19 protein-coding genes and 1 pseudogene are annotated in these 21120 nt (G+C 64.4%); 7 read left to right on the forward strand and 13 right to left on the reverse strand.

Annotation, left to right across the window (positions count from 1 at the left end; all coding sequences use genetic code 11):
• Positions 1-1519: 1519 nt before the first annotated feature.
• From ACWCQ1_RS46155 to ACWCQ1_RS46165, 3 genes are all read right to left on the reverse strand, one after another.
• Positions 1520-2857, reverse strand: a complete 1338-nt coding sequence (locus ACWCQ1_RS46155; protein ID WP_451029369.1) for a DUF6414 family protein — start codon at positions 2855-2857, stop codon at positions 1520-1522.
• Positions 2858-2893: 36 nt separating this feature from the next.
• On the reverse strand, positions 2894-3871 hold the full coding sequence (locus ACWCQ1_RS46160; protein ID WP_451029370.1) for an ATP-binding protein: 978 nt from the start codon (positions 3869-3871) through the stop codon (positions 2894-2896).
• Positions 3872-5248: 1377 nt separating this feature from the next.
• On the reverse strand, positions 5249-6250 hold the full coding sequence (locus tag ACWCQ1_RS46165) for a hypothetical protein (RefSeq protein WP_451029371.1): 1002 nt from the start codon (positions 6248-6250) through the stop codon (positions 5249-5251).
• Between the two features lie 227 nt (positions 6251-6477).
• Between ACWCQ1_RS46165 and ACWCQ1_RS46170 the strand changes: the two genes are divergently transcribed.
• Positions 6478-7541, forward strand: a protein-coding gene (locus ACWCQ1_RS46170; RefSeq protein WP_451029372.1) for an IS630 family transposase whose coding sequence is annotated in 2 segments (ribosomal slippage) — positions 6478-6921 and positions 6924-7541 — 1062 coding nt in all. Because the reading frame shifts where the segments join, the coding sequence is not laid out codon by codon here.
• Between the two features lie 155 nt (positions 7542-7696).
• Here ACWCQ1_RS46170 and ACWCQ1_RS46175 read toward each other — a convergent pair.
• The 5 genes from ACWCQ1_RS46175 to ACWCQ1_RS46195 all read right to left on the reverse strand — a co-directional run bounded on the left by ACWCQ1_RS46175 (position 7697) and on the right by ACWCQ1_RS46195 (position 10393).
• The gene (locus ACWCQ1_RS46175; protein ID WP_451029373.1) at positions 7697-8455 is read right to left on the reverse strand and encodes a DUF6928 family protein; all 759 of its coding nucleotides are present in this window, start codon (positions 8453-8455) and stop codon (positions 7697-7699) included.
• 256 nt (positions 8456-8711) lie between these two features.
• Complete coding sequence (locus ACWCQ1_RS46180; RefSeq protein ID WP_451029374.1) at positions 8712-8948, reverse strand: hypothetical protein; 237 nt, start codon at positions 8946-8948, stop codon at positions 8712-8714.
• A 249-nt stretch (positions 8949-9197) separates the two neighbouring features.
• Entirely contained in the window at positions 9198-9518 is a 321-nt protein-coding gene (locus ACWCQ1_RS46185; protein ID WP_451029375.1) for a hypothetical protein, read from the reverse strand.
• Between the two features lie 4 nt (positions 9519-9522).
• A complete protein-coding gene (locus ACWCQ1_RS46190) occupies positions 9523-9843 on the reverse strand; it encodes a hypothetical protein (protein ID WP_451029376.1) in 321 nt (106 codons plus the stop codon).
• The gene (locus ACWCQ1_RS46195) at positions 9833-10393 is read right to left on the reverse strand and encodes a bifunctional DNA primase/polymerase (protein WP_451029377.1); all 561 of its coding nucleotides are present in this window, start codon (positions 10391-10393) and stop codon (positions 9833-9835) included. Before ACWCQ1_RS46195 ends, ACWCQ1_RS46190 begins: the two co-directional genes overlap by 11 nt.
• A gap of 405 nt (positions 10394-10798) precedes the next feature.
• Here ACWCQ1_RS46195 and ACWCQ1_RS46200 point away from each other — a divergent pair.
• Together ACWCQ1_RS46200 and ACWCQ1_RS46205 are read left to right on the forward strand one after the other, a co-directional pair.
• A pseudogene (locus ACWCQ1_RS46200) lies at positions 10799-11693 on the forward strand (hypothetical protein).
• 40 nt (positions 11694-11733) lie between these two features.
• On the forward strand, positions 11734-12342 hold the full coding sequence (locus ACWCQ1_RS46205; protein ID WP_451029378.1) for a hypothetical protein: 609 nt from the start codon (positions 11734-11736) through the stop codon (positions 12340-12342).
• 21 nt (positions 12343-12363) lie between these two features.
• Here the strand turns inward: ACWCQ1_RS46205 and ACWCQ1_RS46210 are convergent, their stop codons facing one another.
• A complete protein-coding gene (locus ACWCQ1_RS46210) occupies positions 12364-13290 on the reverse strand; it encodes a phosphotransferase family protein (protein WP_451029379.1) in 927 nt (308 codons plus the stop codon).
• Positions 13291-13800: 510 nt separating this feature from the next.
• Entirely contained in the window at positions 13801-14475 is a 675-nt protein-coding gene (locus tag ACWCQ1_RS46215; protein ID WP_451029380.1) for a hypothetical protein, read from the reverse strand.
• 391 nt (positions 14476-14866) lie between these two features.
• Here ACWCQ1_RS46215 and ACWCQ1_RS46220 point away from each other — a divergent pair, with 391 nt between their 5' ends.
• Positions 14867-15496 carry a hypothetical protein gene (locus tag ACWCQ1_RS46220; RefSeq protein WP_451029381.1) on the forward strand — a complete coding sequence of 210 codons (630 nt, stop codon included), beginning with the start codon at positions 14867-14869 and terminating at the stop codon, positions 15494-15496.
• Positions 15497-16317: 821 nt separating this feature from the next.
• Here ACWCQ1_RS46220 and ACWCQ1_RS46225 read toward each other — a convergent pair.
• The gene (locus ACWCQ1_RS46225) at positions 16318-16479 is read right to left on the reverse strand and encodes a hypothetical protein (protein WP_451029388.1); all 162 of its coding nucleotides are present in this window, start codon (positions 16477-16479) and stop codon (positions 16318-16320) included.
• Between the two features lie 362 nt (positions 16480-16841).
• On the opposite strand from ACWCQ1_RS46225, the gene ACWCQ1_RS46230 reads away from it, so the two are divergent.
• Complete coding sequence (locus ACWCQ1_RS46230) at positions 16842-16997, forward strand: DUF6131 family protein (protein ID WP_244373650.1); 156 nt, start codon at positions 16842-16844, stop codon at positions 16995-16997.
• Between the two features lie 77 nt (positions 16998-17074).
• Here ACWCQ1_RS46230 and ku read toward each other — a convergent pair whose 3' ends face one another.
• On the reverse strand, positions 17075-18178 hold the full coding sequence (gene ku / locus ACWCQ1_RS46235; RefSeq protein WP_358593994.1) for a non-homologous end joining protein Ku: 1104 nt from the start codon (positions 18176-18178) through the stop codon (positions 17075-17077).
• A 62-nt stretch (positions 18179-18240) separates the two neighbouring features.
• Here ku and ligD point away from each other — a divergent pair, with 62 nt between their 5' ends.
• Entirely contained in the window at positions 18241-19122 is an 882-nt protein-coding gene (gene ligD / locus ACWCQ1_RS46240) for a non-homologous end-joining DNA ligase (RefSeq protein WP_451029382.1), read from the forward strand.
• A 507-nt stretch (positions 19123-19629) separates the two neighbouring features.
• Here ligD and ACWCQ1_RS46245 read toward each other — a convergent pair.
• Entirely contained in the window at positions 19630-20433 is an 804-nt protein-coding gene (locus ACWCQ1_RS46245; protein WP_133044627.1) for a nuclease-related domain-containing protein, read from the reverse strand.
• A gap of 107 nt (positions 20434-20540) precedes the next feature.
• Between ACWCQ1_RS46245 and ACWCQ1_RS46250 the strand changes: the two genes are divergently transcribed.
• Positions 20541-21047: a protein-tyrosine phosphatase family protein gene (locus ACWCQ1_RS46250; protein ID WP_133044626.1), complete on the forward strand. Its 507-nt coding sequence runs from the start codon at positions 20541-20543 to the stop codon at positions 21045-21047.
• Positions 21048-21120 lie beyond the last annotated feature (73 nt).

The raw sequence follows: 21120 nt of genomic DNA on the forward strand, positions 1-21120 counted from the left end.
TGAGACGTCGAACACCTCCCTCAACGGCACGGGAGCCTCGTGCGTTGCGAACCCCGACGCCTTCACCCGATCGGTGGCCACGCTGAAAAAGCTCAGTGAACTCGTGACGGCCGTCCTTCTCAGTTTCCGTCTCATTCAGCCCCGTTCAGACGGGACCAGGAGCGGGATGTGGCCCACGAGCTGGCCGTCGATGAACGCAGGTGCACGCCCCTGTACACGGGTCCCGAACCCACCAACAGAGTTGGAAAGCGTGCGCCTTGTCTGCGGACCTCACCGGGGTCGCCGCTTCGTATGTAGTCCAGGCGGTCCTGGAGCGGTGCCCTGTCCATCCCATCGGGCGAATCACAACGATGTTGCTCTTCCCGCCAGTTCGCTGCACGGGAACCTCGCTGTCCTTACCGTGAGCCTCACGCATCGCAAGCCGGGGGGACCCGTGAGTACGCCACAATCGCCGAAGAGACCGCCGCGTCCTGATGAAGTGCTCGCCTTCCACAACGGCGACACTCTGGAGAACATCCCTGTCATCCGTGAGACCCCCCGCCCGCGCTTCCCTTGGAAGGTCACGATGGCGGGGGGAGCCGTCGCGATCATCCTTGGGGTAGGCGTAGCTGTGTTCCTGCGCTACCCGGGGGGTGGGCACTCTGTCGACGCCGCGACCCACACTTCAGCGAAGCGCAGCGTCCCAGGCTCTCAGGGAGTGAAGGACACTGTCTCTTCCCCGTCGACGACGGCGGCTCCCTCGGTGGCCACAACCGTGCCGCCCTCGGCGAGCAAGGCGCCGACATGCGTTCACGTGACGTACAAGACCCCTGGCGGCGAGGCAAGCTGTAAGTCGAAGACGGACATCTGTAGCCCGGGGGCGCCCTGGTACGTGACTGACATCGAGGCGCTCTGTGGTGGGCCCACTCCACTTCAGGCCATCCATGTCATCGCGGAGCCGGCCACTGGTGGAGATCCCGGATCCAGCTACTGCCTCGCCTGGACCGGCAGCAGTGACGGCGCGGGGAAGGACGCCACTCTGCTCATGAACGCACCGGGATACCAGTGCGGGGCTGATCTGGTGGGCGCAGACGGACAAGCGATTCAACCGGACGGCACATCCGTCTTCTACGACAGCCCCCCAGACTGCGCGCAGTCCCATCCGGACACCCGGATGACCTACCCTGCCGTCCTGGACTTCCCTAACGATGGTGGGGCGCAACCCCCTCAGTACGTCTGCGTCGCGACCAGCGCAGGAGCCTGAGCCGCAGACCGCCCGAAGACGCTTGTATCTGCCGGTGGCGAGCGACCGCCGGGCCGACTCTGGGCCGTCCCGGGACGGCCAACGACTACCAACGACGACAGCCAACGACAGCGTTCCCGCCGGTGAGAGCTACTCCGCGAACAAGGACCCGAGGTAGCAATGGCGCAACATCACTTCTTCGACTACTGATCGCACTCGACGGCCCTTGACTCGCACATTGAGACTCCACCGCCCGCTCCTTAACCTCGAGGCGGACCGCAGCGTCCGATGCTTTAGTCACCAGTAGATCGCCACGATTTCAGCATCGATGAATTTCCCATCGACTACTTCATCGAGTCGGCCACTAGAATTTTCAGGGCGGACCGAAAGGCTACCGTCAACCATAAGGCCGAACTGAGACATTGCTTGACCACGCAGTCCGGCTAGATCGCCAGGTGCAAATTGACGAGAGATTCCATTAGATACACATTCGGCAACCTCTCCGAAGACAATACGGTTGGCGGTGACGGAACCTAGCTGGGAAGATCTCGTAGATGCAATTTCAGTGATCCGCGATCGCAGGTCTGCCGGCATGGTCAACCCCTGCGAATCAACTAGAAGCTCACCATACCGAATCAATGCCGCCTCACGCAGCTGCGAAACATCGCGACTGTCATCCACCCCACCAGTCAGCGCCCTAAGCGCCGATGGACCGAAATCGTCCATCGCGCTTTCCATATCAGGAATTACCTCCTTGAGTACGTCAACAAGCTTGACCGGGCTCCAGGAATCCTGTACCCGGTCACGCCCGACTCGACAAAGCACCTTTACAGGCGAGCTAGAAAATAGTACGCGCCTGATATCTTTCCAGAAGAGCGCCTCTTCGACCACACCGACCAGATGGAGGGGTTTCCGGTTTCTCCTATAGATTAGCGGGAGTTCGGAAAACAGAGAGCTGTGAACGATGTAATCGTGTCCGGCGATGCTGGAAATCTCGTAATCAAGAACCTGGCATTTAATCGGGATTAGGCCAGCCATCAACTCTTCGATGAAACCGTTAATCTCGATCGCTGTTCTCATCTCTTGCGTGTCGATCTCTGCCGCAAGAGCAGGGGACTGACCGATAATGTTGGTCATGCTCGAAATAATTGTACTGGTCCGAAAAATAGCATCAGCTCGCAGCTCGACCTCAAGTTCTAGGAGTTGGCCACGTTTTAGCACTGCCGAATTGAAAATCCAGGGATAAATTTCCACACCGTCAGGCGAAGCGTTACGAATCCTTCTACGAACAGCTGGCTTCAACTCCGGCAGGTGCCCAGATCGAACCAAGAGCGACGACTCGACGCTCGCGTATAGGTCTTTAAAGGTCGCCTGGATTGACGCCTTCCGCAGGACTTGGTAATCGCTGGTTCGGGTGACCTCACGCTTTATCCCGGCACTGACCTTTCCTGAAGCCAACTTATATTCACCACCACCACTAGTCTCAGAGCGAGTGGAGTTCGTAAGCTTTTCCGTGATTTCACTTGGGATGGCACCAAGAATGGACGCTAGCAGGCTAGTAACGCTCACCTCATCGAGGTAGATGAACTCACGAAGTCGTTTCAGTTCGTGAAGTCTGCGGCGGAGAACCTTCACCCTGAACCACACTCTGAGTCGCCGAATCAATTAAGATCACCCTTTCGAATCTCTACGCTGCCTGGCTACCCGCTCATACCCACCAACGTAATCCTCAGCCAGGAGTGAATTACGCCCTTCGGAAACTGCAAGAAGACCAGCTTCGGTCCAAATTGCGGCAAGCTCGGCGGGAGTCCAAGCATCTGTCCTATCGGCCACCCAGTCATGGGGCATATTCTCCTGTAGTTGCAGCTTCCGCCCCGATGTTGAAAGGATCGCCTCACGGTCCTCTCTATCAGGAATTGGGAAGTCAACGTGCCAGTCAAAGCGCCCCGGCCGACGCAGGGCGGAATCCACATCTTTCGGACGGTTGGTGGTTCCAAGAACCATCACATTAGTGTCTGGCGAAAATCCATCCATGAGCGCTAGCAACTGCCCAACAACCCGTCGGGAAGCCTCATGAGACTCGTCATTTCGCTGAGACGCCAAGCTGTCGATCTCATCAAAGAAAATGATGGCTCGCTCACGTCGCTTCGCATCCTCGAAGATGCGCCGAATAATCTCCTCACTTTGACCGTACCACTTGCTGAGAACCTCCGGCCCGCTAATGACGTAGAAGGTGGCATCCGCGTGATTGGCGATAATTCGAGCTAGTAGCGTTTTGCCAGTTCCTGACGGACCAGAGAAGAGGATTCCCTTGATCGGCTTTGTGCCGATGTCTTTCAGAGCGGCATGATGCTTGAGCGGCAGCTCAATCAATTCTCGGGCTCTCGTAACAATTTCGCCGTAGCCGCCGAAGTCATCGAAAGAGAGCTTTTCATCGGGTGGCACGATAAAACGCTCCGGAAGAGCGTCGTCTGTCGAGTTATCGAGGAAACTGATCGCCTTACTGGAGAGGATACTTATGATCCCTTCCGAATCCGTTCCCTCTACCGTGAGTCCTGCACGCAGATTCAAATTTTGCGGAACCGGGAATAGACGGAGTCGACCTCCAATTTCAACTACAACTCGATTATCAATCACGAGCTTCGTCACCCCAACCCAGACCTCCTCCCTCCAAAGGTCCCTCGGAGCAACTTCGGTCGATCCATCATCGGGATCGATAAGAACAATCTCGCCAACATCGGCAAAGGGCTCCAAGTGATCTGCCGTAGCCGTACGCCCGTCCCTTAGCTCTAGGAATGTCGTCTGTCCGTCGTCGCTGATATGGCTAACGCGAGCCACTGTCCGTGGCTTCCCAGCACGTACAGCCTGTTCGCTCAAGGTATTCCTCCCTTATGTCTGAGGGCCACCACATTCTTGGAAGGGTCAAACGCCCTGAGGTGGGTGGAGAGGGTACAGCACGCGCTACCGGCAAGACGGCGCTGGGCTCTACGCGTGTATGCCCTAGGCGCTTGCTCGCAACTCCAGATCACGCAGTGGTAGGTGACGGACAGGCATCCGCTACACACGGCTGCATGGATTTTTCGAGTCTCGAGGGCTGTCGGGGGGGGCGACCCGAGAGCTGTCCGCGTCCTTCCTCTCTCTAAGCCATGGGCTCCTCGCCCGTGTCCATGCCCCAGCGCGCTCTCTGGCCACAACTCCGGAAACCATAGTTGCAGACAGTGACAACGAGCCTGCCAGTCGACCGTCAGCGGAGCGAATGGGCCTTGCGCAGGCGCACGAGATCGCAGGCTGAACCGTCACATGTGACCTCCGCTCCCGAAACTGAGAGTTCGGGGGCCCGCGCTGCTGCATGCTTCCGTGCGCCCCAGTCGCGCCACTTCAGCACTCCAGGCATCACTGGATCATGAGCTCACATGAAGGGATTCGGGAAGTACTGGGGTTGGATCGTCTTCGCCATACTGGTTGCCGGCTGGCTGACCTTCGACTTCGGACCAGTCGTGCTGCTAGTCCTATCCGGGGTCAGCGCCTTCTACTTCTTCTTTAACGTGCCTGTGTGGTGCGGAGCGGAGGGGCGCGGGGGCTCGTGCCGCAACAACAGCCGTGGCGCTCTCATGGGCTGTCACCTTCGCCAGCACAAGTGGCAGAAGCTGAAGATGCTCTTCTGGAGTGCACGTGGGCACGGCTCCGCCAAGAGCTCTTCCAGAATGCGACGACCACGCTGGCAAGCCTAGGGGGCATCCTCGCGGTGACGTCGGGCGTAGCCGCGACCCTGCAACCGCTGTTCGGCGGAGGTTGGTAGCAAGCCGTACTGACATCAACGACGTCAGCAGTCAGCAGTCAGCAGTCAGCAGTCAGCAGTCAGCAGTCAGCAGTCAGCAGTCAGCAGTCAGCAACGATGCCCGGCGTGAGCGGCTCGGCAGGCCAAAGGGGCAGTCCCATACCTCGGATCGAACTCCTATAGCGGGGGTCGCAGGATCGAATGTTGCTGGGGCAGCGGCCGTTAAGGGAGGTGTCGCGCTCGAGCCGTTAGTGGAACCGGTCAGCGATATCGGTAAGGCAGGCTTCACAAAGCGGCGGTTCCGCCTCCGGGTGTACGAATGTTTCGCATCCCATGTCACAGTGCCGCCAATCGGTGTAGTCCGTAAGGCACCCGAGGCACATGTCTAGGTGAGCCGACTTATTCTTCGCCATCCTAACGCCGATGGCTACGGAGTACGCGTCACACGACGGGCAGAGTTCCACATCGCCAGTGTTTGCCTCAAGCTCCATTTGGTGGACCGCTGCTTGTTGTGGTGTTTCGCACACAAACAGGCAGAAGCGGCAAGTGGGAGCATCTTCCCCAACGATGACGGCCCACTGCTGGCACTCGGGGCACTGAATCGTGCGATCCGATAGCGGTGCCAATTCTTGCATCAGACGCTGCGATCGGTGCTTAACGAGCGACTTGACCTCCAGTAAGCGAGCGTTGAGCCGGTCCATGGTGGTCTCGACAAAGAGACCTTCGCTAGAAAGTACCGGGCGCAACTCTCCGTGAATAAATGTCAGCAGGAAGTCGAGCACCAGTGCCGCTTGGGCCTCAACGGCGTAGACGCTGCCGGTGTGGCCTAGGTGTGTCAGCGCGTTGCGGGTGTCCGCCAGGTTACTGATGGCCTTCCGCTGCTCCTGACTGATCTGTAGGGCGACGATGTTGTTGAGCCGGTCCACTGCACCCAGGACGGTGCAACTGTGGAAGCTTCCTTTGTCGTACTCGCTTCGCTTCGCCTTGCCCGGATCACTGAACACGAGACTCCAGTGCTCCCGGATGAGGCGGGCCTTGAGCAGTACCTCGACGGCCGCCTGTAGATGTAGCACCGCGTACTTCAAATCTCGTGCGCCAGGCTCGCCTCCCCGCTGACTTAGGTGATCGAAGGCACTGAGGAGGAAGTCCATGCCGTTGCGAACTGGAGTGAAGCCCATGTCTCGCTGCCGGCCGACTGCTTTCCCTCTTGTCTCGACAGCCGAATCATGGCCGTTCCATTGCTCGCTCACGCATGGCCCCCTGGGTGCGAATGGTCGGACTGTGCAAAAGAGTGCCTGGACAGTCCAGTTGACAACGACACACCATGCTTCCGGACAGCCCAGTGCGGTGGCTTCTCTTCTGCTCCAAGAATGCTAGCGCCTCCAGTCCGACCGTCCTCTTCGTGAGTGTCTACTGACCTTCAAAGCGTGGTGTCGTAGAGGCTGACACCTCATGATCCCTGCGGTATGCCGACTGCGTGAGGTATGCGCAAGGGGGCGGGCTGACCGAGGAACGGCGGGCGTTCCGCGAGAAGTTGCGGTTGGAAGCAGCCGAGCGATTCAGACAGGGCGACGAGAGCGCAGTCATCGCTCACGACCTGCGGGTCAGCGTCCGGTCGGTACAGCGTTGGCGCAAGGCCTGGTCACAGGACGGATCGAGAGCCCTGGCTTCGAAGGGCCCGGCGTCGCTGCCGCTGCTCAGCGACGAACTGTTCGCGGTGCTGGAGCGGGAGCTGGCCAAGGGGCCGGTGGTACACGGCTGGCCTGACCAGACCTGGACGCTGTCACGGATCAAGACGTTGATCGGGCGCCGGTTCCACAAGAGCTACACCGTGCAAGGGGTGGCCGCCCTGCTCAGGCGGCATGGCTGGAGCTGCCAGGTCCCCGCCAGGCGGGCGGTCGAGCGGGACGAGAATCTGGTGGCCGGCTGGGTGAAGGAGACCTGGCCTCAGGTGGAAGGGCCGTGGCGGCGCTCGACGCCTGGCTCGTCTTCGAGGACGAAGCCGGATTCTCGATGACGCCGCCGGCCACCCGCACCTGGTCCCGCCGCGGGCACACCCCCGTGGTCCGCGTCCGGGGCCGCTCACGCCGCCGCTTATCGGTGGCCGCCCTGGCCTGCTACAAGACCGGCGAACGATCAAGGCTGATCTACCGGCCCTGCCCGGATGCCCGGCCAGACGGGCGCAAGAGCTTCTCCTGGAAGGACTACCGCGATCTGATCCAGACTGCGCACCAGCAGCTCGGCGGCCCGATCGTGCTGGTCTGGGACAATTTGAACACCCACCTCACCGCCGGGATGCGGCGCTACATCGCCGATCGTGACTGGCTCACCGTCCGCCAACTCCCGCCCTACGCACCCGACCTCAACCCAGTCGAGGGCATCTGGTCGGTCCTGCGACGCACCACCACGGCCAACCGCGCGTTCGCCGATCCCGAAGACCTGATCACCGCTGTCCGGCGCGGCTTACGCCAGCTCCAGTACCGTCATGACGTCCTCGACGGCTGTCTAACCGGCACCGGCCTCCGACGCCAGCCACCATGACGACATCACGAATTGAAGGTCAGTAACTGCGTGACAACGCCGACGAACAGCCGCGGACGAGCGCGGACGTCTGCGGACCATCAGCGCAGGTGAGAGCCACGCCTGCCCAAGGCAGCACCCCCGCCCAAGTTGCTTCGGGACGATGAGGTCGTGAGCTAAAGGCCGTCGCGCTCGATCAGGGAGCCGTCAGGGCCCATGGTGAAGAAGCGCGGCGGGCCCATGGTTTCCCTGATCTTTTGCAGCGCCGCTTCCCGTTCCGCGGGGTCATGGCCGAGCGGATCCCGGACCCGGAAGCCGTGCAGTCGGATGCTGTCCGTGTCGATGTCGCCGGGCTCTGGGCGGCCCTCCAGTACGAAGCCGCACAGTGCTCGCAGTGCGTCTTCGCCCAGTTCCAGGGGGTGGAACGGCAGTGGGTACGGCTCTTCGTCCTCCTCCGGCCAGGGCATGACGTCGGCTGGGCGGTCTCCAGCCCAGTAGGGCAGTTCGAAGGGGAGAGGTTCGCCGATGTTCTCGATGATGCCGCTGTTGGGGGACAGGCTCAGGGAGCGGACGAGTCGGCCGTCCTCCCACACGGCGAACGCGAGCCAGTCCACGACGCTGTGCATCGCGTGCAGCACGAGCCGTCGGCCGGCGCTTGCCGCCACGAGGTGTTCCGGGAGCTCGGAGGGAAGGTCGATCATCACCCTCTGGTCGCCGATGACCTCGACGCCGGGCCAGCTCGCCGCGTACGCCGTCCCCTCCGGGGGGTACACGCCGTCCCAGAGAGTCGAGCCCTCGCTCTCCTCTATCTCCCAGCCCGGGTAGAGCCGCCGCATCACGTCGGCCGTGCGTGCGAGGTCCGCTGTGCCTGCTTCGCGCAGCAGCCCCGGCACGTCGCCGTCTGCGTAGACCAGAAAGCCCGTCTTCGCTCCCAAAGCCCCTCCCCAGGACGTTGCCCTTGTTGGCGGAACGCCACCGTAGCCGCGCCCACTGACAACGGGAGGCCGGGCCGTCTCTGGGCCGTCCAAGGGTCGCCGAGGCCGACCAATGGCGACCGACAGTGACAGCCGAGCCGCAGACGCCAACGTCGGAACCCCAGGTCACAGCCCCCCGACCGAACGGGTTTCCTTCAGGGGGTAGCCGTCAGGCAAGATGGGGTGTTCCTTACCGTTGATGGTGAAACCCACCTTCTTAGATCTCGACCGGATCGTACGTTCTGTCATGGAAGTTGAAGGTCTTCATCTCGATGTCGTACTCGTCGTGTATGTAGCCGCCGTAGCCCCGGCGCGCGACGTGGGGAGCGATCAGCTCTAGCAGTACGTCGAGGTAGAGCGTGAGGTCATCGACCCAGTAGATGCGCACGAACAGCTCCCACTCGTACCGCTTCCCCGATGACGTGAACTCCTGCACCGTGCGGTGGAGGGACACGATGTCGCCGCCGGGAAGCCTGTTCCGCGTGCCAGACGTGTGCCAGAACGTGCGGGGAACCACGGGGAACACCGGGGAACCAGACGACCGCCCACCAAGCCCCGGCGCTGCTTCACCCCAGGTCAGCCCCGGAAGAGGCCGCAGATACCCTTAGCTTCCCAAGCTGATGGCCCTGCCGTTCGTCCGGGCTGCGGCGCTGGGGCGCCGGTCCCGGCCGAGCGGCAGGGCAACAGATCGCTGAAGAACGGTTCAAGCCGCGGGCTCTTCCCGAGCAGACAGCAGAGCCAGGTCCGTCGTCATGACATGTGACTCGGCGGCCAATCCGACCGTGATCAGCTTCGCCAGGAACTCAGCCGCCTCAGGACGAACGCCCCCGAGCTGTACCAGCCCGTCACCGAAAACGTTGACGTCGGCGACCAGGCCGGGGAAGTCGGAGTCCAGCCCGAGCAACACCAGCTGATCAGCCAGTGCATCGGCGCTTTGTCGTGCGCGGTTCCAGCCGCGCACGTAGGGCACGCCCAGCGACAGGTTCTCCGCTCGTTTGGCCACTACTCCGCGCCGGTCGGTCATGATGTCAGGCCCTTCCCTGGTGTTCTTCGGCGACGGTCGGTCCGTCACCGTCGCTGTTTCGGTCTCGGCCGAAGCCGCTCGCGAGTGCCAGGCGCAGGAGTTCTGCAACGCGCTCGGCCGTGGCGGGGGACACTCGGCCCAGCTCGACAAGGCCGTGTCCGAATGCGTTCAAGTCCGCGCGCAGGTAGGGGAAATCCTTCTCCAGGCCGGCGCGAACGAGGACGTCTCGCAGCGCGGTGGTCGCGTTTCGCGCCGCATACCAGCCGTCGCTGTCGAGAGGCGACCACGCGGCAGCGTCACGCCCGTCGGTCGGCTCAGTCGGCATCCGTGCTCGTCTCCTCGGGGAGCACGGCGACCGCCGCGTACGGCGTCGGGTACTGCTCGTCGAACCGGTCGATCCTGGCCAACAGTTCCGCCGAAGCAACCAGCGCAGTGGCCAGGGCGACAGGGCGCAACGGATTGGCTTCAGGTCGACGCGTAGGCGCGCGGAGCCACTGATAGCGGTCGTCGGCCAGCGGGATGGGTCCCGGCACGACGACGGCACAGTCCCTGCTCAGGTACCGGTACGGCGGTGGCGAGGACGTTTCACGTTCGAGGTAGTGCGTGAAGGTCTCGCGGCTCTGCGAGGAGAGAAAGAATCCGACTCGCTGTGCCTTGCGATCGATGACCGTTGGTCCGAACGGCATCGCGCTCCGCAAGAGGCGATCGAACATCTCCATCCCGAGGCGCTGTTCCACGCTCAGCACGTCGAAGTAGCGGCCGGTCGGCAGCAGGCACGGCATGCGGGGATCGTCCGCCCACACTTGCCGGCACTCGACGGGGTTGTCTGCCGCCGCCGACAGCCATTCCATGCCGCTCCTGGTCATCCTCTGCACGCCAACTCACCTCGGTCGAGACTGGGTTGCGGCCGCAATGCCGCCCTGTGTCCAGGCTCGGGGGCACCCACCTGGCCAGGGCAGATGACGAGAGGTGACGGGGGGTGACGGGTCAGGCGTGGACGCGTCATCCCCCGTCACCGATCAACAACCCTCGATCTACGGTTACTTGCAGCGCTCGGTAATGAACTGCGCGTACATTCGGTCGTGAAGCCAAAGAGTCGTGCGCCCCAGAAGTCGCACCCGTGCTCAGGTGGGGAGGGAACGGTCACGTCTTCGCTGGAGCCGATCAGCATTCGCTTACGGCGAGCCCGTACGGGCCGGGGCTGGAGTCAGCCGAGGTTGGTACGCGAGCTGCGTCAGGTTGCGCTCCGCCGCGGCCACCAACTCCCGTCCGACGCCAGCGTGAAGCGTCGTATCGCCAGTTGGGAGAACGGCCACAGCGCGCCGGACGACTTCTACGGTCCGTTGCTGTGCGAGGCGTACGGCCTCAGCGCCGCCGAGCTGGGGCTGAACCACGAGGGCGAGCGGGACACCGGGCTCTTGGACGCCAGCTATCCAGCGAGCCCCGAAGGCGCGATCGATACCGTCGGTCAGCTGTGGCGCGCTGATCTCAACCGGTATGAGCCCCTTCTACAGGCCGAGCCCTCAGAGCCCGCATGGAACGAAGCCTCGCTCCGGTGGCTAGTCGCACCCGAGCCGGCCATTCCTCGGCAACGTCGAGACGGAATGCACGCAGGCCGCGACCCTCGCCCGCGCGGCGCTCATGGGCATCTCCCCTGTGGCCACGCCGACACTGCGTGCCCAGTTCCACGCCATGGAGGCTCGCGCACTTGCCCGCACCGGGGACGTACGTGCATGCGAAGCCGCCCTGACTGCAGCCACGAAAGCACTGGAGAGCCGGAATAGCGACGACGAGCCCGAATGGATCAGCTACTTCGATGAGGCTGAACTTGCTGCCGAGGCCGCCCACTGCTTCCGCGACGTCAACAGCGCCCGAAAAGCCGTCGCCCACGCCGAGAACGCCATGAGCGGCAGCCACGTGCGGAGCGATTTCTTCGCGACCATGGTCCTGGCCGACGCCCACCTTCGCGCCGGAGACGCCGATGAAGCCTGCCGCGTGGCGCTCGATGCCCTCGACTTGGGCGAGCAGCTCAAGTCTGCCCGCTGCGTCAGCTACGTCGCCGATTTCCGGCAGAACCTCGTAGCAGCGAGCAGCAGCGCAGTTGTGCGGACGTTTACCGAGCAGGTGAGGGAGCACAGGCTATGGATAGCGGCAGCCCAAAGTTCGGCAGCCTAATTTTTACCTAGCCCGACAAGCAAGGAGAGAGGACCCATTCATGGGTGACCTGCTGACTCCTATCATTACAGCTGCTTCAGCTCTGCTGGGCGTCGGCCTGACCGGTGCCCTTAATGCCCGTTCCGACAAACGCAAAGACAGAGCTCTTGAGCGGCAGCAAGCGCACCAAGAGTCCGTTCAGGAGCGCAATCACATACGCGAGCTTCATGCGGAACATAAGAAATGGCTGCGTGAGCAAAGATTGGCCGCATATCAGTCGCTTTTGACTGCCATGACCCAAGCACGTGAGGCAAATTGGCAATATTTCAACGTGCTGCAATCGACATCCTCCCCCTCGTCTGACGCTCAAGAGAAGAGAATCGCTGCACGACAAGCGCGCAGCGTGGCCAGTCAAGCAAGCCACACGGTGCAGTTGGAGGGGCCGGAGCCAGTCTCCGCTGTTGCTGTCCGCTGCCTACAAATCATGGACGTTGAATACGAGCGTGTTGCCACTCTTGTAGAGGGAAGACTTACCAACAATCTGAGCCCGCAACGGGAGGACGACCTACTCGCAGCATTCACTGACGGCGATCAGGAGTATAAGAACACCATGGACCTGTTCGTTGAGACCGCAAGAACAGCACTCGGTGAAATCCTGGCGGTCGGTTAGGACCAACAATACAGCTAGCCACTAGAACGGGCCCCATCCGTCTCGGCCCTCCCCGGTGCGAAGTGACCGCATCCGCCGGGCGAATTCGACGGCAGCCCGCTCGTTCTTCGTGACCTGATGACCGAGCCAAGCAACCATCATCAGCTCACGCAGGTCCGCAAGGGTCTCGTACCCAGGCCAGTTCATCAGGTCGAACCCGTACCGGTGGACGAACTCCGAGTATTCCGCCCGTGTGTGCCAGCCGTACCTTTCGAAGAACATCGCTGTCTGGACCAGGTCCCACTCACGTGGCGCGAGAGCGAAGCCGTCCAGGTCGATGAGCACCGCGTGCCCGTCCCGGTGGCGGAGGATGTTCCCGATGCTGGCATCGCCGTGGATCATGCCGAAGGGAAGGACGAAGTCCAGCCGGTCGTAGTCCTTACCGAGGCTCGATGCTCGTTCTTCGAGGAACGTTCGGTCCTCCGCCGAGATGCCGTCCAGCCCTTCGAGGGATGCCGCCACCTTGGCCAGCGGGTCGAAGTACGGCAGGTGCACAGACTCGGGTTCTTCGAGCCAGTGCAAGCGACGGAGCAGATCCGCGAGCTCCCCGACCGTCCCGTACTCCTCGTTCTCCTGGACGCTCTCCCAGAACGTCACCACGAGGCCGCCGACGACGAGCGGTTGGGTGACCGACGCCGGCACGCGCATGGCCGGGAAGTCCTGCGTCTCAAGCCACCGGGCCACGCTCACGGCCCGCTCCATCTCGGCGAGCACGGCCCGATCACGCGCGATGCGGACGATGACCGGTAAGGACGCCAGGCGGTAGACCGCGTTCGAACCCAGCCGCAGCAACTCGGCGCCGCGGGAGTCAAGTCCGGCCGTCGCGCATGCCTCCCGGAGAACAGGCTCCAGGCCCTCTGCCGTGAACTCCGCGCCGCCGTCCGGTCCCTCGCTGCTGCCCGAGATCATGCTTCGACCATACGGGCCGCACGGACCGCCCGACAGTCCGCTCACGTAATAGGGGCGTAATGATCTTCGTCAGCGGCGACCGCGGCCACCCCTCCCCGCAGGTCAGCACCACAAAAGCGCAACGGTCTCCCCTGGCCTCCGGAGCCGTGTGCGCAGGTTCGAATCCTGCCGGGGGCACTCGCCACACAGCCAGCAAGAATCATGCGCTGAGCTGGGCGGATGCCGACATGAGAGAGCGGGAGTCAGTCTCACTGACTCCCGCTCTTCTCGTTGTCGCTCATGCGTTGCGTGTGAGGAGCGTGTGAGCTTACGGCCCCTGCGTGCGCGTTGCCTATGGGCCCGTCGAGCCCCCCAACCTTCATAGTCTGTGCGGACGGCTCCGTCTCCCACTCCACTGGCCGTGGAACCTGCTCCTGCACAGCAGCATCTCCCACGAAAGGGAAACTCCGCCCGCTCGGGCCGGGGGTCGCCACTTGAAGCAATGTCGTAACTGTGGGCCAGCCAGGGATCTTAGTCCGTTTCCCTCACATAGCAGCCCGCATATTTACTGGACGCGAACTTAGGGAGATCGTTACGGAAAAAGTAGATCGAGCGATCACCAGCTCCGCCCTGGATTTCCTTGACAGCTTTCTCAGACATGATCAGGCAGAAATTTTTGGTCAGTGGACTATGTTCCGCCGTCCGGCTCAATCGAAGCGCTCCCTCATACCGGCCAGGCTGAAAGCCCCACCTGTCAGCCTGGAACAAGAATGTCGGCTGCTGAGGCTTGTCCTGGCTCACGATGAACGGGGCCGGATCGGCAGACCACCGATACGAGATAAATTCTTTGACCGGGTCAAAATCCCAAACCCCGACCTCTTTCCAATAGAAGTCCGGCCTTTTCGATGACGAAATTGAACCGCTGGGAGTCAGTTGGAGATGTGCGTCTCGGATGACGTCGACATCCTGGGTCTTGATCCTGGAAGACACCGTTGGCTGAACATAAAAATGAGTGTCCATGCCATCCAGCCCGATGCGCAAGAGATGAGGAAGTGTCACGTCTACTTTAGGTTGCTCTTGGAGGTCCGCGAAATTATAGGCGGAAAGAGCTAGGGCGACGACAGCGGCGGCAGTGGCAGCCCACTTGTGGACAGCGTCGAGAATATTTCTCCTGGACGTAGCCGCTCCCTCATCGCTGTCAGTCATGTTCTTAATCTGCCCAGGATCAGAGCTCTCCGCTCGCTGCGTTGGTCCGTATGGTCAACGGCATGAGCACACGGCTAGTGCATTCACGCGTCCTGGGGACGACATCCGTGCCGCCGACGCCGCCACGAAATGCCACGCGCGCCACACTTTCAGAGAGCGTCGCGTATGTGCAGCCGTATGCCTCCAAAGCAGCCGTACGTCGGGGTCTGTGGACCAGGCGTGGACGGGATCTTGGGGTATTCCCGCAGGCGACCAGGCTCAGCAGCCGCGGTCGCCAGTATCGTCGTGCCGATGTTGGACGGCTGCTCGGGTGGAGGGCCCGCGCCCGGATGAGCCTGTCACTCCGTCTTGAGCCGTCCGCGGGCTACGAACGGACGAGTTGGGGGATCTTATGGACGTGACCACGCTAGCCGTCGCCCTTATCGGTGTCGTAGGGACGTTGAGCGGGACTTTCGGCGGGGCGGTGCTCAGCCAGCGCGTCACTCGCGAGCAGAACCAGCGGGCCGATCGTGAACGAGCCGAGGACCGCCAGGACCGGATGCAGGAAGCCAGGCGGGATCTCTACGGCCGCCTGAACACCACGGCCCGTGCCTATCGCGTCGCGGCCCGAGACGCGGTCCGAGCGGCGGAGCGCGGTGAGACCGTCGAGCTGACAGTCCTCGAAGCCGCCAAAGACACTTGGGCGGAGAACTACTCCGAGGCACAGATGGCTCTGCCTAAACACGTCCATGAGATCGCCTCGACCCTCAACCGAGCACTCGGAGTCGGGTACACCGTCGTGAAGCAGCTGCCGACCAGTCCCAACCCCGCCGGGGCCTACGCCCGCGCCGGAATTTGGTTCAGCGGTCCACTGTCCGACGGCGTGTACCTTCTGCGGGTCGCCCTGCGCCAAGACCTCGGCGTCGAGGTTGAGCCCGACTTCGAGCAGGCTCGCTCGCGAATGCTTGCTGCGCTCAACAGCGAGCGGAGGAGTCTTGAGCGCCTGCTCGCCTCAGAGCAGGAGGCCACGCGGCCTGCTTGACGGTCCAAGCAGACGACGAGGCCTCAGACATCACGCTTGGGACCACCGGCACGTCTCATACCGTCATTCGTACTCGCGAAGCAGATCCTCAATACGCCGGTTCGCGACGTCCTGACGTCCGTCCAGGCACTTCGCGTAGCGGGACAGCAAGACCGCAACGCTGTTGCCAGAGCGCTCGCCAACTCTCCGGATCCTGCCAGGCGAACCGATGTTCACGTACGACGCCCTACAGACGGCAGAAGGCCGTTTCCACCAACTCCACCGGACATACCTACCGTTCTCCGTGCTGATCGAGACCAATTACGAGGAAGAGGCACCGGAGCTCTGCAGCACACTCACCGACGTGGGCCACGAACTCCACTTCACGGAGTACGTCCGCACCCGCATACCGCTACCGGACCAGGCCCTCCGACTCACGGATGGGGTGCCCCTCGTGCACGTCACCCGCGTAACGCTCACAGAGGCAGTCAAGCCCTTGGCCCGAGCCCGGCCGGCGCCTTCGCCGCGCACACACGGTGAGCAGCCGCCTGATTCCAGGATCATAGATGGCTCGACACCCCGCAGACGGCCCGTTGGTCTGCGTACGGACCCGGGCTGCATCAGCCCGTCACCGACAGCGTTGACGTCCGCGACCAGGCGGGGGAAGTCCGACTCCAGCCCGAGCAACACAAGCCGATCAGTGAGCTTCTTCAGCTGCCCCTCCGACGAGTGAGGAAGCACCGGCTGTTGACGATGTCGGTGAACAGGGCGACTGTCACCGTTCTGGCCAGAACCGCGCCCCTGGACGTCACCCGATCGGTGACCGTTCTGAAGAAGCTCAGTCAGAGCGCCGGCGCTTCGCCGCTCGCGAGTGCCAGACGCAGGAGTTCGGCGAGGCGCTCAGCCGTGGCGGGGGACACTCGCCCGTGTCCGGAGGGGTTCAAGTCCGGGCGCAGGTAGACGAAGTCCTTCTCCAGGCTGGTGCGAACAAGGACGGCTCGCACTGCGGGATGGATGTCGTACGACGCCTGCCGTCAGGGCCTGGCACAGGGGTAATTACTACAGGCTCTCCTTGCTCGGCCAGGGCGGGCACCGTGAGCCGCCACATGTTCTGGTCGCGGCCGAAGCCGTGGGCCAGCACCACCGTCGGCATCTGCGCGTCGCCGGTGACGGTCACATGGGTTCCTGCGCACGATGACCGTGCCCGGCAGTCCCTCAATCCCCGTCCGCATCCTGTGAACCGCCTCCGGGGCCCCCGACCGGGCCGCGGACACCTCACCGGAAGCCTGTGAGAAAGGCAAGCGGTTGATCGCCTTTTTGGGGGTAACCGGGAGAGCAAGAGTGGTAACCCGTATAGGAGGCCATGATGATCGCTCTTGGCGTCATCCTTCTCATAGTCGGTTTTCTGACCGGCATCTCGATCCTGTGGACCCTCGGGATCATCCTGCTGGTGGTCGGCGCCGCCCTTTGGCTCATGGGGTCCATGGGGCACGCCGTCGCCGGTCGTCGACACTATTGGTGAATGCGCAGCGGGCGCCGGGGGACGAGGAGACGCGAGCAACAGGCGTGGTGATCACGCCTGTCGCTCGGGCCTGCTGATCAGGCGGAGCGTTTGCGGGCCGCCGTCTTTTTCGCTGCCGTTTTCGTCGCCGTTTTCTTGGCGGTGGTTTTGGCTGCGGTTTTGGCGGTGGTCCTTTTCTCCGCGGACTTCGCCGTCGATTTCGTCGCCGTCTTCTTCGTCCCCTGCGTCGACTTGGCCGTCGACTTCTTCGCGGCAGCGGTGGTTTTCCTGGCTGCCGTCTTCTTCGCCGTCGACGTGGACTTCCGGCCCGACGTCTGCTTGGGCGTCGCCCGTGCCGACTTCCGGGCCGGGAGGTGTGTCACCTCCGCGTCCTCCGCCTCTTCACCGGTCTCGGCCGGTTCCTCGCCCCGGGACTCCTTCGCCGCCCGGACGCTCTTCTCCAGGGCCGCCATCAGGTCGAGCACCTTGCCGCCGGGGGCCGCCTCCGGGGCCTCGGGGGGTGCCTCGCCCGCCGCCTTCGCGGCCACGACTTCCTCGAGCGCCTCCCGGTATTCGTCATGCAGTTCGGTGAGGTCGATCTCGCCGAGGGTGTCCATCAGGGCGTCCGCCAGGTCGAGTTCCTTGTCGTTGACCGTGACCTTGGTGTCCGGGGCGACTCCTTCGGGTGCCCGCACCTCGTCCGGCCAGAGCAGGCCGTGCATGGCGATCGCGTCCTCGACCACCCGCAGCATGCCCAGCCGTTCCTTGCCGCGCAGCGCGAACTTGGCGATCGCCACCTTGTTGCTGCGCTTGAGGGCCTCTCTCAGCAGGGTGTACGGCTTGGCGGCCGGGGCACCGCCCGCCGCCAGGTAGTACGCCGCGTCCATCTGCAGGGGGTCGATGCGGTCCGCCGGGACGAAGGCCACGATCTCGATCGTCTTGGCCGTGGGGAGCGGGAGGTGGGAGAGGTCCTCGTCGGTGATGGGGATGATCGTGCCGTCCGCGTCCTCGTAGCCCTTGCCGATCTCGGCCGAGGAGACCTCCTTCTCCTCCAGCTCACAGACCTTGCGGTAGCGGATGCGGCCGCCGTCCTCGGTGTGGATCTGGCGGAACGAGATCGAATGGCTCTCGGTGGCGTTGACCAGCTTGATCGGGATGCTGACCAGGCCGAACGAGATGGCGCCGTTCCATATGGACCTCACCTGCAGCACCCTTTCGGTCGTTTTCCGCCGTTATGCACGAGTTTGCGTGAGATTCTCATCGTATGACGCCCATCACGGAGGTGGAGGGCAGACGGCTCGCCCTCAGCAACCTGGAGAAGGTGCTCTATCCGGAGACCGGGTTCACCAAGGGCGAGGTGCTGCACTACTACGCCACCAGCGCCGAGGTGCTGCTGCCGCATCTGCGGGACCGGCCGGTGTCCTTCCTGCGGTATCCGGACGGGCCCGGCGGGCAGGTCTTCTTCGCCAAGAACGTCCCGCCCGGTACGCCCGACTGGGTCACGACCGCCGAGGTGCCGCGGATGGAGGGGCCGGCGCGGATGGTGCTCGTCCAGGATCTGGCGTCGCTGATGTGGGCGGCGAATCTGGTCACCGAGTTCCACACGCCGCAGTGGGTCGTCCAGGATCCCGGGGTCGCGGACCGGATCGTGTTCGATCTGGATCCGGGTCCGCCCGCCACCGTCGTGGACTGCTGCGAGGTCGCGGTGTGGCTGCGGGAGCGGCTCGCGGCGGACGGGATCGAGGCCTGCGCCAAGACGTCCGGGTCCAAGGGGCTGCATCTGCTCGCCGCGGTCCGGCCTACGCCGTCGGAGCAGGTCAGTGACTATGCGAAGCAGCTCGCGGTGGAGGCCGAGCGGGCCATGCCGCGGCGGGTGCTGCACCGGATGACGCGGAGTCTGCGGCCGGGGAAGGTCTTCGTCGACTGGAGCCAGAACGCGGCCCGCAAGACCACCGCCACCCCCTACACCCTGCGGGCCCGCCCCGAGCCCACCGTCTCCGCGCCGGTGACCTGGAGCGAGGTCGAGGAGTGCGGCGCACCGGGCCAACTCGCCTTCCAGGCCCCGGACATCGCGCCCCGCATCCAGGACTACGGCGACCTGCTGGCCCCGTTGCTCGACCCGAAGGCGGCCGGATCACTGCCGTGAGCCACCCCGAGTCTCCCGGGGTCACCGCGAGGGAGGTCGCGCGGTCACCTCGGGTCCCCGGAGACCGACGGGCGGCGGGAGAGTCGGGAGAGTCGGGAGAGGTGCTGGGCCAGGAGGACGACGGGCCGGGCCGGAGAACGGCGGGCCGGGCCGGAGAACGGCGGGCCAGGCCGGGGAACGGCGGGCCAGGCCGGGGAACGGCGGGCCAGGCCGAGAGACGGCGGCGGCCAAGCCGGTGGGTCGCTCCGGCGACAACCCTGCGGGCAGCGGTAGGGACTCCGGTGAAGCGGCATTGCGGCGACAGCGCAGGGCCGGGGCCCGTTCAGCCCGCCCACGAAGGCACAGCCCGCGCCTCCCGAACCCCACCCCGCGGACACACCCGGCCACACCAGGCTCACACCGCAACCACCGTCCCGGTGCCCGCCCAGGCACACCCCGCCACGCCGCGCGCTACCCCCGCGACCACGCCCCCCGGGTCCCCCGCAGGCGCACCCGGCCCCACCGCGCTCACACCCGCGTCCACGTCCCCCGGTCCCGGGCCATCGCGTGCAGCGCCTCCACGTCCGCCGGTTTGAGTACGCCGCCTGTGCGGGCCAGGCCCTCGGTCTCCGTGTCCTTCAGGACGCGCAGGTCGCGGAGGGGGACGGTGACCGTCACGTCGGTGGGCTCGAAGAGGGCGAGGACCGGGTGGACCTCGGCCGTGAGCGCGTAGGACGCGCGGTCGGCGTCGGCGCGGACCCGGCGCAGGAGCGGGTGGGGGTCGCGGCGGCCCAGGGTGACCATGGGGTCCGCGACCGTCACCCGTTGCTTGCGGGCGTGGACGGTGTGGACGGCGAACAGGCCGCCGGGGCCGATCGCCAGGTGGTGGATGCGGTCGCCGCCGGGCAGCGGGACGGAGTGCAGGGCGTGCCAGCCCGCGCCGTCGAGGCGGTCCAGGGCCTCGCCGACCGCCTGCTCGGCGGCCAGCGCGCGCCGGCGCGGGTCCGGGCGCAGCCGGTGGGCCGGGGCGGGGTCGCGGTCCAGGGCGACCAGCAGCGCCTCGCCGGGGCGGTTGGGCGCCAGGTCGTCGTCCGGGTGGAGGGTGAGGCGGGCCAGCTCGGCCGGGGTCGGCACAGGGGGCGGCCCTACGGCCACCGGGCCGGTGAGGAAGGGGCCCAGGGCCTGCAGCACCCCCTCCCGCTCCTCCTCGCTGAGCAGGTTGATCCTGGCCGCCTCACGGTCGTACCAGGCGACGTTGTGTCCGTCCGTGCGGCACACGTACAGCCGTTCCTGACCGTGTCTCCAGGTCGGTATGACGCGCAGTCCGTTCATGCACCATCACCCCATGACCATGGGAACAGGCGGGGTGCTCCATCGGCAAGAACCCGGTTACCTTTGAGAGCAGTTGGGCCCCACTGGAGGGGGATGGGGAGGCGTTGTTGCGTACCCGCAGGAAGCAACCCGACGTACCGGCTCCGGACGCCCCGTGGAGCGAGATCGTGCCTGGTCTGTGGATGGGCGGGCACGAGTTCCGGGGGCATGCCGGGCAACTGGAGTTCGCCGTCGTACGGGATCAGTTCGATCTCGTACAGACCTTGCTGAGGCTGCCGGGCCACGGGCCCGACCCGGGTGTGGAGCACCATGTCTGGCCCATACCCGACGGACCGCTGGACGGCACCCAACTCGCGGGGGTCATTCGCCTGGCCCTGGCCGCGAGCGAGGCGCTGGACGCGGGCCGCAAGGTCCTCGTCCGCTGTTACCACGGGTACAACCGCTCGGGTCTGGTGGTCGCGCACGCCCTGGTGCGCCGGGGCCACTCCGCCGAGCAGGCGATACGGCTGATCAGGTCCCGTCGCTCGCCGTGGGCGCTGCACAACGATCTGTTCGTCGACTATCTGCGGGCGGGGCTGCCGACGGCCCGGCTGCTGGAGGAGCTGGCCGAGTAAGGGGCCCAGCGGTAGCCGGCCGAGTAAGGGGCCTGGCCGTGCCCGAGGGGCCTGCGGTGATCGAGGGCCTAGC

Source organism: Streptomyces sp. NPDC002144 (genome assembly GCF_053593695.1).

What these genes read in the sequence shown, in the direction of transcription:
- ACWCQ1_RS46185 (WP_451029375.1), bottom strand. Translation starts at nt 9,518, where the DNA reads ATGACCGACCGGCGCGGAGTAGTGGCCAAACGAGCGGAGAACCTGTCG.
- ACWCQ1_RS46190 (WP_451029376.1), bottom strand. Translation starts at nt 9,843, where the DNA reads ATGCCGACTGAGCCGACCGACGGGCGTGACGCTGCCGCGTGGTCGCCT.
- ACWCQ1_RS46205 (WP_451029378.1), top strand. Translation starts at nt 11,734, where the DNA reads ATGGGTGACCTGCTGACTCCTATCATTACAGCTGCTTCAGCTCTGCTG.
- ACWCQ1_RS46210 (WP_451029379.1), bottom strand. Translation starts at nt 13,290, where the DNA reads ATGATCTCGGGCAGCAGCGAGGGACCGGACGGCGGCGCGGAGTTCACG.
- ACWCQ1_RS46215 (WP_451029380.1), bottom strand. Translation starts at nt 14,475, where the DNA reads ATGACTGACAGCGATGAGGGAGCGGCTACGTCCAGGAGAAATATTCTC.
- ACWCQ1_RS46220 (WP_451029381.1), top strand. Translation starts at nt 14,867, where the DNA reads ATGGACGTGACCACGCTAGCCGTCGCCCTTATCGGTGTCGTAGGGACG.
- ACWCQ1_RS46230 (WP_244373650.1), top strand. Translation starts at nt 16,842, where the DNA reads ATGATCGCTCTTGGCGTCATCCTTCTCATAGTCGGTTTTCTGACCGGC.
- ligD (WP_451029382.1), top strand. Translation starts at nt 18,241, where the DNA reads ATGACGCCCATCACGGAGGTGGAGGGCAGACGGCTCGCCCTCAGCAAC.
- ACWCQ1_RS46245 (WP_133044627.1), bottom strand. Translation starts at nt 20,433, where the DNA reads ATGAACGGACTGCGCGTCATACCGACCTGGAGACACGGTCAGGAACGG.